This window comes from Cryobacterium sp. M15 (assembly GCF_002929675.1).
Taxonomy (GTDB): domain Bacteria; phylum Actinomycetota; class Actinomycetes; order Actinomycetales; family Microbacteriaceae; genus Cryobacterium; species Cryobacterium lyxosi.
The window spans coordinates 1-15,333 of sequence record NZ_PJJW01000025.1; the positions used below are offsets into that span (position 1 = coordinate 1).

General features: G+C 62.4%; 13 protein-coding genes. 3 read left to right on the forward strand and 10 right to left on the reverse strand.

The features are described from left to right. Window positions 1-331: 331 nt before the first annotated feature. A complete protein-coding gene (locus tag CXY83_RS17545) occupies window positions 332-472 on the reverse strand; it encodes a hypothetical protein (protein WP_158251793.1) in 141 nt (46 codons plus the stop codon). A 512-nt stretch (window positions 473-984) separates the two neighbouring features. Here CXY83_RS17545 and CXY83_RS18495 point away from each other — a divergent pair. Together CXY83_RS18495 and CXY83_RS01255 are read left to right on the forward strand one after the other, a co-directional pair. Next, the gene (locus CXY83_RS18495; RefSeq protein ID WP_146069801.1) at window positions 985-1,242 is read left to right on the forward strand and encodes a formate dehydrogenase accessory sulfurtransferase FdhD; all 258 of its coding nucleotides are present in this window, start codon (window positions 985-987) and stop codon (window positions 1,240-1,242) included. Window positions 1,243-1,309: 67 nt separating this feature from the next. Next, window positions 1,310-3,658: an FdhF/YdeP family oxidoreductase gene (locus tag CXY83_RS01255; RefSeq protein ID WP_104195609.1), complete on the forward strand. Its 2,349-nt coding sequence runs from the start codon at window positions 1,310-1,312 to the stop codon at window positions 3,656-3,658. A 399-nt stretch (window positions 3,659-4,057) separates the two neighbouring features. On the opposite strand, the gene CXY83_RS01265 is transcribed toward CXY83_RS01255, so the two are convergent. The 9 genes from CXY83_RS01265 to CXY83_RS01305 form a co-directional block, all read right to left on the reverse strand. After that, window positions 4,058-5,503, reverse strand: a complete 1,446-nt coding sequence (locus tag CXY83_RS01265) for an NADH-quinone oxidoreductase subunit N (RefSeq protein WP_233200505.1) — start codon at window positions 5,501-5,503, stop codon at window positions 4,058-4,060. A 6-nt stretch (window positions 5,504-5,509) separates the two neighbouring features. Further along, window positions 5,510-7,000: a NuoM family protein gene (locus tag CXY83_RS01270; RefSeq protein WP_104195611.1), complete on the reverse strand. Its 1,491-nt coding sequence runs from the start codon at window positions 6,998-7,000 to the stop codon at window positions 5,510-5,512. Between the two features lie 3 nt (window positions 7,001-7,003). Then, window positions 7,004-8,965: a proton-conducting transporter membrane subunit gene (locus tag CXY83_RS01275; protein ID WP_104195612.1), complete on the reverse strand. Its 1,962-nt coding sequence runs from the start codon at window positions 8,963-8,965 to the stop codon at window positions 7,004-7,006. Beyond that, the gene (nuoK, locus tag CXY83_RS01280; RefSeq protein WP_104195613.1) at window positions 8,962-9,264 is read right to left on the reverse strand and encodes an NADH-quinone oxidoreductase subunit NuoK; all 303 of its coding nucleotides are present in this window, start codon (window positions 9,262-9,264) and stop codon (window positions 8,962-8,964) included. The genes CXY83_RS01275 and nuoK overlap by 4 nt, the downstream gene beginning before the upstream one ends. Then, the gene (locus CXY83_RS01285) at window positions 9,261-9,824 is read right to left on the reverse strand and encodes an NADH-quinone oxidoreductase subunit J (RefSeq protein WP_104195614.1); all 564 of its coding nucleotides are present in this window, start codon (window positions 9,822-9,824) and stop codon (window positions 9,261-9,263) included. The genes nuoK and CXY83_RS01285 overlap by 4 nt, the downstream gene beginning before the upstream one ends. Before the next feature lie 2 nt (window positions 9,825-9,826). Continuing rightward, the gene (locus CXY83_RS01290; protein WP_104195615.1) at window positions 9,827-10,762 is read right to left on the reverse strand and encodes a complex I subunit 1 family protein; all 936 of its coding nucleotides are present in this window, start codon (window positions 10,760-10,762) and stop codon (window positions 9,827-9,829) included. A gap of 10 nt (window positions 10,763-10,772) precedes the next feature. Next, entirely contained in the window at window positions 10,773-11,975 is a 1,203-nt protein-coding gene (locus CXY83_RS01295; protein WP_146069802.1) for a hypothetical protein, read from the reverse strand. Next, the gene (locus CXY83_RS01300; protein ID WP_104195617.1) at window positions 11,966-12,316 is read right to left on the reverse strand and encodes an NADH-quinone oxidoreductase subunit A; all 351 of its coding nucleotides are present in this window, start codon (window positions 12,314-12,316) and stop codon (window positions 11,966-11,968) included. The genes CXY83_RS01295 and CXY83_RS01300 overlap by 10 nt, the downstream gene beginning before the upstream one ends. Before the next feature lie 736 nt (window positions 12,317-13,052). Then, window positions 13,053-13,691, reverse strand: a complete 639-nt coding sequence (locus tag CXY83_RS01305; protein WP_104195618.1) for a class I SAM-dependent methyltransferase — start codon at window positions 13,689-13,691, stop codon at window positions 13,053-13,055. A gap of 85 nt (window positions 13,692-13,776) precedes the next feature. On the opposite strand from CXY83_RS01305, the gene CXY83_RS01310 reads away from it, so the two are divergent. Beyond that, complete coding sequence (locus CXY83_RS01310; RefSeq protein WP_104195619.1) at window positions 13,777-15,207, forward strand: NAD(P)/FAD-dependent oxidoreductase; 1,431 nt, start codon at window positions 13,777-13,779, stop codon at window positions 15,205-15,207. Window positions 15,208-15,333: the final 126 nt, after the last annotated feature.

Consider the following 15,333-nt stretch of genomic DNA (forward strand, 5'->3'; position numbering starts at 1 on the left):
CCGTTCGACCTCAACTCCGGCAGCACCCGGCGGCCCGGTCTTAAAGCACACGGAGGCAACATATATCTCCGCGTCAGATTCTGAGAGTGCACCCACGCCACGTCCGGGCAACCTTGCAGAATTCACACCACACCATTCCTTCCGGTCACGTCCCGGTGGGTGGGTAATTCATCGTCACCATACGGGGCCGTTTTTCCGATTATGCCGCAGTGAGCTCAGGGATGGAACCCACCCTCGTCAGCGGCCCGGCGTCGGAGCCACTCAGTACGGCGTTGAAGACGTCCAATCAAACGTGGAGTTCTCGGGGAGGTAAGCAGCGAGTAACCGCCACTTATTCGTCGTGCTGCTCGATGAAGACGCGGGCAGGCCCTTTACCCGATCGCTGTACATGGCTCGCGCGGCTGAGCTGCGTGAGAAGGCTGCCGTTGGCGTTCCACAGTCTGGTCTTGCTCGTGAGTTTGGGGTCAGCCAAGAAACTGTTTATGTCTACCTCCGCGCCGAAGACTGAGCTGGCTGTAGACGATTCGGTGTGGTTAGAGGTGGATTCCTGCGGTGTCGATTAGTTCGACCCAGCGCGTTCGACGGTCGGTGTGCGACGGAGTGGAGTCGGACACGTTATCAATCGGTTGACATAGTAGGAATCGTTCTGTTCCACCCCTAGGTCGGGACCGAATGCTTGCGTGGTTCTCATTTAGCTGATAGGACTGAAATATGAGTGGGAGAGTGGCTCGATGAAAAGTTGTCTGCTTTAGAGTGGGTGATTCGTTAGTTATGCAAGAAGATGTTTTTACTCGAGTGAAGCCACTGAAGATTAGGGGTGGGGGGATTTCTCTCGCGGTGACCATGCGCACATATAGCGTTCTGGATGACTCGCTGGCTATCGGTGTTCCGCAGAGAAATCGGCGTCTGGAATTCAATTCCTACGCCACGAGTTCTTCTGATGTCTGTCACCAGACGAGTGTTGACAGGGTGCGTACGTAGTCTATGTATGAAGTGAACGACAACGAAGCGACAATAGCCTCGGGTTTTCGGCGACATGTTTTGACAAACTGCGCACAGAACAGGTTGTCTTCTCGGGGCACGGTGTTTACTGTGTCGAGCAGGACGGGCGTCGTATTGACGCACAAGGCCGAGATGGCTAGCGTCCCGGTGTTGGCCGCTATCTGGGCTCCACTCTTCTGCGCCGCCGAACTGGCGTCCGAGGTGCAAATAATATCGGAGGACTTCCACAGGAAAGTTTGATGGTGATCTATTCCGGCGATAAACACGTCGTCGAAATACCGGCAAGACTACAAGAAAGTGGTGCGGTATGAGTGCGAAAGCCCCGATCGAGGATATCAACGAAAATGCCACTGAAATGGTGGTCGGGGATCCGAAGACATGGGCTGCCGGAGTGCCCGGTGTCACCCATTCCATGGGGCCGGCCTTTTTGGAGATGGGTATTGGTCGCAGTCTGAAGCTGCTAACCGATATGAATCAGAAGGACGGCTTCGACTGCATGAGTTGTGCTTGGGCGGACCCGGATCACCGCAAGACGTTCGAGTTCTGTGAGAACGGGGCGAAGGCCGTTACCTGGGAAGCTACGCCGGTGGCTATCCCGACGACCTTCTGGTCGGCACACTCCATCAGCAGTTTGCTGGAGAAGTCGGAGTACTGGCTGGGCATGCAAGGCAGACTGATTGAGCCTGTTTACAAGCCGAAAGGCAAAGACCATTACGAGCCGATCAGCTGGGATGATGCGTTCACGCTTATTGGCGACCGGCTGAAAGCCCTTGATTCTGCCAACGAGGCGACGTTCTATACCAGTGGTCGCACCGCCAACGAGACCGCATTCATCTACCAGCTGCTTGCCCGGTCACTTGGCACCAACAACCTCCCCGATTGTTCCAATATGTGCCATGAGTCCACTGGGCTAGCCATGGGCGAGGCCATTGGCATCGGAAAGAACACGGTCGCTTATAAGGACTTTGCTCAAGCGGACCTGATCATCGTCATGGGGCAAAACCCTGGTACGAACCACCCCAGAATGCTTACGGCCCTCGAGGAGGCAAAGGAGGCCGGTGCGGATATCGTTGCGGTCAACCCGCTCCTCGAGGCTGGCTTGATCCGTTATAAGAACCCGCAGAAGGTGAAAGGTATCATCGGCCACGGAACAGGTCTTGCCGACCAGTACGTGCAGATCCGCGCGGGCGGCGACGGGTGGTTGATGAAGGCAATCTCCAAACGTGTCTTCGAAGCCGAAACCGCACACCCCGGAACGGTTCTCGACCACGAGTTCATCGAGGAACACTGCGCGGGGCTTGAGGAGTTCAAGGCACATGTCGCCACGCTCGATCACGACTCGGTCCTTCGAGCAACCGGACTGACGACGGCGGAGATCGACGAGCTTGCTGCGCGGTACATGAAGGCAGACAAGGTCATCATCACCTGGGCGATGGGGCTGACTCAGCACAAAGACGCTGTTGCCATCATTAAAGAAATCATGAATCTCCTGTTACTTCGGGGAAACATCGGTAAGCCAGGCGCAGGCGCCTCTCCGATCCGTGGTCACAGTAATGTGCAAGGCGATCGCACGATGGGTATCTGGGAACAAATGCCTCCGGCATTTCTGGATGCCCTCCAGCAAGAATTTCACTTCGATCCTCCGCGCGAGAACGGCTTCGACACCGTTCAGTCGGTGGAAGCGATGCTCGCAGGGAAAACCAAGGTGTGGATTGCGATGGGCGGCAACCTCGTGTCCGCGGTATCAGATACCGCAGCTGCCGAAGCAGGATTCCGCTCTGTGGGCCTCAACGTGCAGGTCTCAACGAAACTGAACCGTAACCACCTCACGGTGGGCGACGAAGCGTTGATCCTGCCAACTATGGGGCGCACTGAGATCGACATCCAGGCAGGGGGCCCGCAGATGCTCTCTGTCGAGGACTCCGTGTGCGCGATCCATGCGACCAGAGGCAAGATCAAGCCGATTTCGGACAAGCTACTCTCCGAAGTGTCAATCGTCACTCGGATCGCGCGCCAGGTATTCGGTGACGACGGGCCCATCAACTGGGCCGGGTTTGAAGAGAACTATGACACGATCCGTGATCATATCGAACACGTTATCAAGGGCTTCGACAACTTTAATGAGCGACTCCACCGGGACAACGGTTTCATCCTTCCCCACGGGCCGCGTGATTCGCGGACGTTTAACACGCCAACCGGCAAAGCCATGATCACGGTCAACGAGCTCGAATACATCGAGTGCCCGGCTGGACGCCTGCTGCTGCAATCGATGCGCGCGCACGACCAGTTCAACACGACGATCTACAGCCTGGATGACCGCTACCGTGGCATCAAGAAGAGCCGCAAGGTGATCTTCGTCCATCCAGACGATTTGTCCATGCTCGGTGTCGAAGATGGCCAGATCGTCGACGTGCACAGTGAGTTCACCGACAACGTCGACCGGGTGGTGCGCGACTTCAGAGTTGTCGCGTTCCCGACGTCACGCGGGTGCGCGGCTACCTACTTTCCCGAAGGGAACCCGCTCGTTCCTCTGGGATCCACGGCCGACGGGAGCAACACACCGGCTTCGAAAGCGGTCGTCGTACGTCTGGAACCGGTCGAGACGTACCGTGCGGGCAGTCGCCGTGCGCCAGAAGGAACATTGGCGGGAATATAGCGCTGTGGCTCCAGCCGCGGGAGAGCGAAGAGCCGAACTAGCGAAGGCTGCGCGCCACGAGTGTTTCAATGGGGGACTTGTCCAGCACCACCGGGAAGGTAGAGCTACGTCATCATCAGCCACTGCGATCGGCGGAACGACCAAAAAGCCGACGGTGATGCGATGGGGCTTGTGATGGCAGCGCTGTTGCTGCAGTTCTCGATTGGCGCCGTCGACGCGTGGAGTGTGTTCAGCTCTGCGCTGAAGAGCCCGGATGCAAGGGGCACTGACCGGAGGCTTCACCTGTGCCTTCGGGTGCGTCCCCGCCTCGTTCGCCCTCTTACACAAGGCGGCATCTTCACCGAAAAATGTTCGTTGGCAAGAAACATGTTCTGAAGTCGATGCGTGAGCACAGCTAATTCAGTGAACGAGGGGAGACCCGGCGATTGACAGGATGCCGCCGGCGACGACGCCGAGAACGAGCACGAATACAGCTCCGGTGATGGCCGAGTGAGCTGCCCAGCGGCGTCGCGCCCGTGCTGCAGCGGCGACCGGTGACAAGGTTGCCGTGGGATAGGAAAGCGCAGGAGTGCGGGAAAACATCGGTGCCAGCCAGCGCAGGTAGTAGAACAGGCTCGCTACGCTATTGATTACGGCGATGACCACGAGCCAGACGAGGCCGCCGTCCCAGGCAGCGGCGAGCGTGGTGAGTTTGCCGACGAACACGATGGTCGGGGGTGTGCCGACGAGGCCGAGCAGGCTCACGACGAGGGCGCCGGCAAGCCAGGGATGGGAGCTGGCCGCCCCGCGATAGTCGGTGATGGCGCGGCGAGTGGGAAGTGCCGCTACCACCGCAAAGGCGGTGAGGTTGGTGGCGGCGTAGCCTGCGAGATAGAGAAGCAGCGATGGTAGGGCGAGGTCACTGCTCCCGGCGACCGCGACCGGCAGCAGGAGGTAGCCGACCTGGCTTACTGTCGACCAGCCGAGCAGCCGGCGAACGTCGTCTTGCCAGAATGCGGCCAGGTTTCCGAGGGTCATGCTGGCAGCGGCGAGAAGCCCGACCAACAGTGGCCAGTCGATGCTTGCCGGGATGATGTCGAGCAGTCGGTAGGCCGCAATGAGAGCGCCGACCTTCGGAATGGTGGTGAGGAAAGCTGCGACAGCCGTTCCGGCTGCCTGTGTCGCGTCCGGAATCCAGAAGTGTCCCGGCACGCCGCCAGCCTTGAACATCAAGCCTCCGAGCACTGCGACGACCCCCACAGCCACGGCGGCAGCCGGAGCACCGAGTAGAGCGGGGCCCAGCTGACGGTACGAGGTGCCTCCGCCGACTCCGAACAGCACGGTGACGCCCAGCATCATCATGATTCCGAGCAGCGCGCCGAGTAGATACGTCTTCATCGCAGCCTCGGCGGCATGGGGGGAACGACTCATTCCGATTAGGGCATATAACGGGATCGAGGTGAGCAGGTACCCGGTTACGAGGATGAGGAGGTCGCTGGCGCCAGACAGGAGCATGGCGCCGAGGGCGGCGAGAAGCAGCAGGGCGTACGTTTCACTTTCCCGACGCGTGCCGCTGAGTTCCTCGATTCCGAGCACGATGACGAAGATCGTTGCCAGGGCAATGATGATTCGACCGAAACCGGAGCCGATGTCCACGGCGAAGCTCGCTTCGAAAATCGTCGTCGACGGCTGCATCATCCCGGCTGCGGCCGCGACCACACTCGCCATCAGCGCCCAGATGGCTATCCACCGGGTCGCGACCTGGCGGTTTCGGGGAAGGAACGACCCGGCGAGGAGCGCGACGATCGCCCCGCCGAGAACGAAAACTTCCGGTAAAAGGGAGAGCGTGTCCAGTGCTACGTTCACGGGCAACTAACGGCTGACCAGGTTGACGACGACTGATGCTGCGGGTTCGATGATGTCCAGTAGGAACCGCGGGAACACCCCGATGACTACCGAGAGAACCAGCAGCGAGCCGATGGAAAGTGTTTCGTTTGTGTTCAGGTCGCTAAACCCGGTGGACAACCCGCGCGGTTTGCCCGTGAGGAGACGCTGCGATGCGAGGAGGAACAGCGCCGCGGTAATCAGGATGCCAGGGAGTGCGAGCAGGCTCAGCGGTACGGTTCCAATGCTGCCGGTGAAAATCTGGAATTCGGCGATGAACCCGCTGAAGCCGGGCAGTCCGAGGGACGCGAATGCGGCGACGGCGAAGAACGCCGCGTACCGGGGTGCCGGTGCCGCGAGCCCGCCGAAAGCGTTGAGATCGTAGCTCTGCCGTCGTTCGTACAGCACGCCAGCGAGGAGGAACAGTGCGCTGGTGATCAGGCCATGGCTGACCATCTGCACGACAGCACCGGTGACGGCGAGCTGTTGCGCCTGGGCGGAGCTGTCGCTGACGACGCCAGCGGCGCCGACGGCCAGAACGATGTAGCCCATGTGGTTGACCGACGTGTAGGCGATCATCCGTTTAACATCGGTCTGGGCCAAGGCAACGAGGGCGCCATAGAGCACCGACACGATGCCGACGACGATGATGACCCAGGCCCAGGATCGCCAGGCGTCGGGAAGTAGAGGCATCGCGATGCGAACGAAACCGTAGGTGCCCATTTTCAGCAGCACGCCGGCCAGCACGGCAGAGCCGATGGCGGGGGCATCGGTGTGAGCCGGCGGTAGCCAGGTGTGAAACGGAAACGTGGGCGTCTTGATCGCGAGGCCGATAAGGATGGCGGCGAGCACGAAGCCCCCTGCAACGGGGTTGTTCTGGAAGGGGGGAGACTGGGCGAGCTCGACCATATCGAAGGTGTGCGGGCCGGCGCCAAGATACAAGCCGATGAAACCGAGTAGCAGGGCCAAAGACCCAAGGAACGTGTACAAGAAGAACTTCAGCGCCGAGCGCGCGGCGTTACCATGGCCCCAACCGGCGATGACGAAGTACATGCCGACCAGTGACAGGTCGAAGAAGACGAAGAACAAGATCAGGTCCTGCGCGGCGAACACGCCGAGGCAGGCCGACTGGAGAAACAGGAAGAGAGCGGCCTGCGGCCTGGGTCGGTCGTTCTCCCTGAGGGCATAGATCGCGCAGGCGGCGAAGATCACGGAGGTCAGAGTGAGCAACGGCAGGGACAGACCGTCCACTCCGAGGTGGTAACTACTGCCAACACTTGGCATCCACTGCAGCTGTTCCTCGTACGCGAGGTCGCCGGGTTTCGGGCTGTCAAAGGCGATCCACATTCCCACCAGTAGCGCCAGATCGATAAGAGCGATTCCCAGCCAGGCCCACCGGGCGGCCCGGTCCGGAACCCGGGGCACGACAACGAGGATCACCGCGGTCAGTACCGGCAGGAAGACGACAAGACTGAGCATGGATTACCTCATAACGGGAAGAAGGAGAACGAGAAGAAGGATGACGGCGACAGCGAGAACGACGGTGATTTGCGCGTAATACTGATGCAGTTGGCCCGTTTGGGGACGCCGGGCGATCACGCCGAACCGGCGCGCGGTGCCCGCGATAGCCTCGACTGCCGCATCCACACCGTCGGTGTCTGCCCGGGCAGCAGCGGAACCGGTGACGATACTGCCGCGTGCCGCGGCAGTCACTGCCGCATCGAGCCCGTGGTCATCGAACCGGCCGAGTCGACGGGCGCCGAGCATTACTGCGCGCGCCGCGACGTGGATTCCACGATCGAGCACTGCGTCATCGAAACGGGCGAGTCGTTTGCTGAGGAGAAGAAGCGGGTCGACGACCATGACCCGGGTCATCTGCTCGAGCCCGAGCCAGTTCGCGGCCCAGGAAGACCGAGGCGCTCCCTTCCAAGCCACCAGACCGAGTACGAGGAGTGCCAGCAGGGTCGAGCCGACCAGTTCGAGCATGCCGGGCCGCGGATCTGATTCTGCTCCGAGCACACCCCGTACCCACTCGCCGACCGGCGGCAAGGTGAGCACCCCCAGGAGCGCCGCGCCCGCCGCCAGGACGGTAAGCGGTACCCGTTCCCAGGCGCCGATGTGCCGCGTACCGCGCTGCTCGGTGTCGTACTCGTCGCGGGCATTCGCCAGTGGGTGGCTCCAGACGATGATGAGAGCTTTGCCCGCATATGCCGCGGCGAGTGCGGCGGCGGCCAAGCCCACGATATACAGGGCCGTACTGGTTTCCAAGGCGGCGGCCAGGAGCTGATCCTTCGTCGCCCATAGGGCCAGAGGGGCTATTCCGGCCAGGGACAGGGCGCCGACAGCGAACGTCACCCCGACCAGCGGCCAGCGGCGAGCGGCGCCCCGGAGCGCTGGCAGTTGCTTAGTGCCGAGCGCCGCGAGCCAGGCGCCCGCCGCGAGGAACAGGAGCGCTTTCGTTGAAGCGTGAGCGATGAGGTGGGCCGTCCCGCCCGCCACGGAACCGACGCCGGCAGCCAGCACCACGAAACCGAGCTGCGCTGCAGTGGATGCCGCCAAGAGCTGTTTGAGGTCTGTCTGGGTGACTGCGACGGCGCCCAGCACCAGAGCGGTCAGGGCGCCCACCCACGCTGCCGTCGTCGCAGCCCAGCCCGTGACCTCCAGCAGCGGAGCGAGTCGCAGCAGGAGGTAGCCACCCATCGCCACCATCGCCGCCGAATGCAGGAGGGCGCTAACCGGGCTCGGGCCTTCCATCGCCCGAGAAAGCCAAAAACTAAAGGGCAGTTGCGCTGCCTTGCCGAATGCGGCCATCAGAATTCCCGCGGCGATGATGTGACGCCACGGGGACGGAGCCGCAGCCAGGTCAGCGATTCCCAACCCGGCGCCGCCAACCAAGGCGGCTCCAGCCGCGAGGTAGAGACCGAGGTCGCCGAACCTGGTCGTGATGAACGCGGTCAGTCCGGCACCGACCCGGTGGTCCTCCCGCCAGTGAAAGCCAATCAGCGCGTAAGACATGGCGCCCATGATCTCCCACGCGAACAGCAGAGTGGGCAATGTCGTGGCGGTGGCCGTCACCGCCACGGCCGCCGCAAAGATGAGCATCAGTCCGTGGAAGCGCGCTGGCGATTCCGTTCCCTCAGCGGCCGCGAAGACCAGGACCATGAGGGTGATAACTGCGACCGTCGGCACTATCAGGGCGGAGAGTCCGTCGACCGCGAGCCCGAATGAAGCACCGGCCAAGAACGGGACTTCGACGGACGGGCGGAAGGATGTTACGACGAACGCCGCCGCCACGGTGAAGCCCGCGGTGCCGAGCGATACCGGAACGGCGACGAGATTCGCGCGCCGTCCCGTGAGGCAGAGTGCAATTCCCGCCAGAGCAGGCAGAGTGACGAGAAGCCACAGCGCAGCCACGCCCAACGTGCTTACCGTTGCATCGCTCATCCGGTGAGGTCCGTTGCTGAGTCGGTCATATCTGATCCCCGGGAACGATGCAGGAGAGTGGCAACGGCGAACCCCATCGCCATTTCCACGGTCATCGCCGCGATCACCACGAGCAGGAGAACCTGCCCGTCTGGGATCGGTGTCAGGAACCACCAGAATGCGGTGACCGCGAGGATGACGCCGTTGAGCATGAGCTCCAGCCCCATCATCACCATGACGACGACTTGCTGGGAGAGCGCGCCGTAGAGCCCGACGCAGAATAGTGCCGCGGCGGCGATAAGGACGAGCTGCAGGGTCATCGTCCCAACCCGCCCTGTTGTGGGTCGTCAGGAGTGGGACGATCCAGATCGTCGCCCCAACGGTCGTAGCGGCCCCTGGGGTTTGCGAGTACGAGGGCAGCGACGATCGTTGCGAACAGAATCGGACTCACAGTGAGCATCACGAGCATCTTGGATCCCATGATTGCCTCGCCGAGGGATGCAGTTAGGTCGGCGGCCGGCGAACCGTTGCGTGCGGGCCAGGGGATGAGTAATGCGCCACCGGCGAGCAGGAGGAAGGTGCCAACGGCGAGGATCGCCGACCATCGTTTGTTGTGGACCATGCTCATGGGCATGAGGGCAGGGTTCATCCCCATAAACATGATCATGTAGATCGCCATGATGGCCATCTCCATCACCATCATGAGAATCGTGATGACGCCGATGTAGTCGAGATCAAACATCAGCAGCATCGCGCCGACGGCGACGAAGGACACAGCCAGGGCGTAGGTTGCCCGCGCCATGGAGTCGACGCGGAAGACCGCGATTCCCGAGGCGAGAGCAATGACCGCCAGTGCCGAGAAAACAATGACCGACAGCATGCTCAGCCCCTCACTGCGACGACGATGGAGACAACGAGCGTTTGCACAAGTACCGCCGGCAGCACGATTATCCAGGCGACTTCAGCGAGGCGTTCGGGACGCACAGCTGGCATACGATGCCGCAGGGTGACGAACGCCGCAAGCAACAGCAGGGTTTTCACGAGCGTCCACAGCCAACTCGGCAACAGCGGACCGGCCCCACCGCCGAAAAAGAGGGCAACGGCGAAGGCTGCGCCTGTCGTGAGCAGAGCATAGCGTCCCGCGAGAATCAGCAGCCGGTCCACGCCGGATACCTCGGTCAGGATCCCACCCGCGATGTCTCCGCTCGCGGCTGTCGCAAAGGGTCCCCAGTTGGAAAAAGCGACGACGCTCATGCAGAAGGCGGCGAAGGCGATGGGCATCCAGATAACGAACCACAGCTCTTGTTGCGCGGCGACTATATCGCCCACCCGCAGGCTATGCGCTGCGACGGCGGGGGTCACCAGTGCGAACATCAGTGGCAACTCATAGGAGACGGCCTGTGCGAGAAACCGGTAGCCGCCCACCAGCGCGTGGGCGCTGTTGGCGCCCCAGCCGATCAGCCACACGAGCGCCCACACCAGAACGTCCATTGCGTTGAACCAGACAACCCCGACCGGTATATCCGCCAGAACCCATGGACCCACCGGGATCACCGCCGTCTTCAGCACCGCGACCACCACGAGGCCGGCGCAGCCGATGCGCCAGAGGAGAACATCGGCCGCGACGGTCGTGCGGCGTCGCTGGCGCATCAGACGGGCGATCTCGAACACCGGGATGGCCGCTCCCGAACGGAACGACCGGCCCTCGGCGCGAGAGACGAGGATCCCATTGAGCGCGGCTCCGGCCAGGGCGAGAACGCCGAGTGCGACCGGAGCAAACAGAGCCCAGACAGGATTCACCTCGATGATGTCAATCATGTTTTGTCACTCATATGCGCGACGGTGGAGTCTGAGTGACGGGGGCCGTCTCGATTTCCAGAGCGGCAATAATGAGCCGCGCGGTCGCGATATCCGTGCCGTTGAGCAGTCGCGGGATCTCGCTCAGCAGGCTGCGTTGCAACGCCAGGGGGTTCTGCAGCTCGTACGCTCCTTCAGCCTTGTCGTCTCGGGCAGTGCGTCGCGCCTCGTCGAGCCAGCCGATGAGGCGGCCTCTCACCGTCTCGGATCCGCTCTGCCCCATCACGTTTTCCGCTTGGGCGAGTGTGTCACCGACCGTGATGCCTTTCAGCGTCCAACGCAGAGTCCAGGAGCGGCCGACGCTCTGCGCAAGCTTGTCAAGGTCGGCTGCCACGTCGAGCAGCGCCGTGCCCGACGCCACGGCGTCGCGAATCCGTCGGGCGCGGCCTGCCGCGAACGACCACCCGGCTAGAGCAAGCACCGACGCAGCAGCATCGGAACGACGGATAACAGCCAGCCGCCTTGTGTCGTCCACCGACCGGCCGCTGTCACCCGCGACAAGGCCGTCACCAATCGGTTGCGCGGCTGCGGGAAGGATTTCTGCCTGAGCGCTCGCGATCACATCACCTTGGAGCACGCAGCGCACAACGAGACCGGCGGGCCAGTGGGGGAGTACCGGGCCAAGAGGAACGTGAAGCACATCCATTTCGAGGCCGTCGCGATCGGGTCCGCCCGACGCTAAAGGGATACCTCCCGGCATCGGCATGTCCATGTCCATGTCCATGTCCATGTTCATGTTCATATCCGCGTCATGCTCGGTCGATTCGATGCTGTCGCCAGGCGCTGCGTGCTCGGTGTGCGCGGTCTCGTCACGTGGTTTTGCCGGCTGGCGCGAGCGGGTTCGCGCATCGCTGTGTTGTCTGGCGTCATCGAGGAGCTCATCCATGGCACGGTCGAGAGTCGAAGCGACATCGCTTGCGGTGTTCACTGCCGTACGCACCCGTGGGCCGGGAAGCTGTGACCAAAGGCGGGCGCGCGCGGACTCGAGTTCCTCTCCCGGTTCCCCGCAGACCAGCAGAACGTCAGCATCCGCCGGGGATGTCGCCGATGTCCAGCCCCGACGAGCAAGCTCCGCCTCCACGCGCATACGAGTCTCACCCCAGCCGGGAACTTCCAGCACGAGCACGTGCACTCTGCGGGTGGCGCGTCCTGCCAGCGTGCTTCTTAGACCCACCGCAGCGCACCCTCTCGCCAAGCCCAGACGACACCGACCATGAGCACACCGAGAAAGACGAACATCTCCACGACGGCGCCGATTCCGTCTTTCGCCACGACCAATGCCCAGGGATACATGAAGAGCATCTCCACGTCAAAGGCTAGAAAGAGCAGGGTCAGCGGGTACCACCTGGCGTGGTACCTGGACAGCGCATGTTCCTCCGGCTCCCAGCCGGAAAGGAACGGCAACCGCTCAAGGGGGTCGGGGGCCACCGCGGTGTACCGCGCCACCAGGTAGAGGCCGCCCACTGTCAGCAGCGCGACTGCGAGAAGAACGGCAATGCTGATGTAGGTGGACACGCGCCTCCCTCTCACCACTCCTCGGCCTCATAGCTTTTTTAGATCGATGCATTCTCCAACCTAGTCATCTGCGTGAAGCTAGTCGGGACTTTGTGCAGCACCGGTACGATGGTGGCAATCGGTAGGCGGTGCGTTTGCTGGCAACAGTATTGGACCCGGTCATGGCTTGGCCAGCCGCAACCGCTCATCACGAAGGAGATTCAATGTCGAATCAGAGCCACGAACCATGCTCACCGGGAGATCTTGAGGTTCGCAGTCTGTCCGACCATGACTGGCGTGTCGGTGATCGCCGGTGCCACGAAAGGTCACCAAAAAAGGTCCTCGGTTACATCGGAAAACGTGGTTCTGCTTTTGACGTCATGAACATAGAAGCACCGCGACGACATGTCCTGTTCGATAATTTCGAGTCGGCGGTCGCTTCGTTTACGTCTGACGTCCCGACGTAGATTTTATCCACGGCGTTGACGCCAACTTGCCCATTCATTCAGCTTCGGAGCGTGGCGCTATCGTGTTGGCACTGCTGGGTGCAGATGAAGCCGGAGCGTCCCAGTCCAAGTTGTGCCCGGCGCTAAGCGCCAGGCGTATCAGGTCGCCGGTCTGCGCATCGAGCGGGACCAGCCGTGAATGGTCCAGGCTCGGTTTCAGGGGATGAATCTCCCAGATTTGTATCTTCGAACGATTGATCTTGCCTCCCCGGAGTTCTGTGATCTGAGACACACACGACCCAAGTCGTCGGCTAGGGGATCGTGGCCGCCACTACCTGGATGTGGCCGCCGCGCAGCGACGCGGAGCGAACATCCACACCTTCACGTTCGATGACGGTCCACGGGCGAGCGTGGAGGTCGGCCCCACCAACCGAGGCGGCCAGCCGCACGAGTGGAGAGAATATCCGGGCGCGGCCGACGGGCAGCTGCATGTCCACGATGCCGGCGTGACCGCCGGGCTTGAGCAGCGCCCGCATCCGATCCCAAGCCGGGTGCCAGTCGTCGAAGACACTCATCGCATAGCTGGAGAACACGGCGTCGAAGAGTCCGTTCGACGGTGCCGGGAGTTCTTTCGCGACCTCATTCAGATCGAACGTGGTGGCATCCGCTTTGATCAGGCACACGCGTGTCCACCCGTTGGTTTCCACTCGGCGGCGGGCCATCTCGAGCATTTTCGGGCTGCGGTCCAGCCCGACCACTGTGCCCGACGGCCCGACGGCGTCGACGAGTAGGGCATGGTTCAGGCCGGTGCCGCAGCCGAGGTCCAGGACTGTGTCGCCGGCACGCAGATTCAACAGCGCCACACCCGATTGTCGGCCGGCTCGGTAGACGACACGTTCTCCGGACAGCGCATCGTAGAGGCGGCCCGCAGCCTCGTAGACATTCACCATGAGTGCTCGACCGGCCTTTCGTTCCCATCAGCCTAACCAGGCTCGCTCTCGCTGGTGGCAGCGTAGACCGTCTACGCTCGCAGACATGATTGAAACGCACGTATGGGACCTCGTCGTCATCGGTGGAGGAACGGCTGGTCTCGTGGCCAGCCGCACCGCAGCCAGGTTCGGGGCGAGGACTGTTTTGATCGAGGACAACCGCCTCGGTGGGGACTGCCTGTGGACCGGCTGCGTGCCCTCGAAGTCTCTAATCGCGGCCGCGGATGCCGCCACGACGGCCCGTTCGTCGGCAAGCCTCGGGGTGAGCGTGAACGATGTTGTCGTGGATTTCGCTCGGGTGATGGAGCACGTGCGGGCCGCCATGTACGAAATCGCTCCGGTTGATTCCGAGGAGTCGCTCGTGGAGGACAACGTCGAGGTGGTGCGGGGCCGGGCACGTTTCACCGGTCCCGACACCGTCGACGTCGACGGTCGCGAGCTGCGGTTTCGGCAGGCCTTGATCGCCACCGGCGCCTCGCCGGGATTGCCAGCTATCCCCAGGATCGACTCGGTCGATCTACTGACTAGCGAAACGTTCTGGGACCTGCGTACTTTTCCCGAGCGGCTCGTCGTGCTTGGCGGCGGGGCGATCGGTTGTGAGATCGCCCAGGCGATGGCTCGTCTCGGATCGGCCGTGATGCTCGTAGAGAACGGGCCACGTATCCTGCATAAGGAGGATGAACGGGCCAGCGCCATCATCCACGCCGCGCTCATTGCGGACGGCGTGGACGTGCGCACGAACTCCAGCGTGACCAAGGTCTCCTCGACCGATCGCCGCTCAGGCACGTTCACCCTCACCGACGAAAGCACCCTGTCTTTCGACCGGGTGCTTGCCGCACTGGGCCGCCGCCCGAACACCGCCGGTCTCGATCTGCAGCTTGTGGGAGTACGACTCGACTCTCACGGCAACGTCGTTGTCAATTCCCGGCTGCGCACCTCCAACCCTCGCATCTGGGCTGCAGGGGACGTGACCGGGTTGCCCCAGTTCACCCACACCGCCGGAGTGAATGCCAGCGTGGCCGCGACCAACGCAATCCTCGGCCTGACCCGCAAGTTCGATAGTGCGGTGGTCCCCCGGGTCACGTTCACCCACCCGGAGGTAGGCGCCGTCGGCCTGCAAACCAAAGATGTGACCGGAGGCCACCGCATCGTCACCTGCCACCACGAGCACGTCGACCGGGCTGTGACGGAGTCGAAAACGGATGGCTACACGCAGCTGGTCGTGGACAAACGCGGCCGAGTGCTCGGCGGCACCGTGGTGGGTCCCCGAGCCGGAGAAACTCTCGGCGAGATCTCCCTGGCGGTCAAGAACCGGCTCACCACGAGCAATATCGCCGGAACCACGCACGCATACCCTACCTACAACGACGGCCTCTGGAATGTGGCAGTGGCCGATGTTCGCCACCGACTCAGTTCCGGTCTCTTTCTGGTGGCGACGCGCACCCTCCGACGGTTGCGGAGTGCGCGCCTGCGGTGAAATCGAGGAAGCAGCCGTCATCGATCTACCGGTTCGTGCGTTGCCATAAAAGACCACCTTTATTGACCGACCACATACTCAAGAACGACGCCCGCATGCGCGAGTTCTCCGCGGCCAGAGCTGTCG

Excerpts from the sequence above, each read along its gene's own strand:
- CXY83_RS01310 (WP_104195619.1), top strand. The coding sequence starts at position 13,777 with ATGATTGAAACGCACGTATGGGACCTCGTCGTCATCGGTGGAGGAACG.
- CXY83_RS01285 (WP_104195614.1), bottom strand. The coding sequence starts at position 9,824 with ATGCTGTCGGTCATTGTTTTCTCGGCACTGGCGGTCATTGCTCTCGCC.
- CXY83_RS01290 (WP_104195615.1), bottom strand. The coding sequence starts at position 10,762 with ATGATTGACATCATCGAGGTGAATCCTGTCTGGGCTCTGTTTGCTCCG.
- CXY83_RS01305 (WP_104195618.1), bottom strand. The coding sequence starts at position 13,691 with ATGGTGAATGTCTACGAGGCTGCGGGCCGCCTCTACGATGCGCTGTCC.
- CXY83_RS01255 (WP_104195609.1), top strand. The coding sequence starts at position 1,310 with ATGAGTGCGAAAGCCCCGATCGAGGATATCAACGAAAATGCCACTGAA.
- nuoK (WP_104195613.1), bottom strand. The coding sequence starts at position 9,264 with ATGACCCTGCAGCTCGTCCTTATCGCCGCCGCGGCACTATTCTGCGTC.
- CXY83_RS01270 (WP_104195611.1), bottom strand. The coding sequence starts at position 7,000 with ATGCTCAGTCTTGTCGTCTTCCTGCCGGTACTGACCGCGGTGATCCTC.
- CXY83_RS01275 (WP_104195612.1), bottom strand. The coding sequence starts at position 8,965 with ATGAGCGATGCAACGGTAAGCACGTTGGGCGTGGCTGCGCTGTGGCTT.
- CXY83_RS18495 (WP_146069801.1), top strand. The coding sequence starts at position 985 with ATGTATGAAGTGAACGACAACGAAGCGACAATAGCCTCGGGTTTTCGG.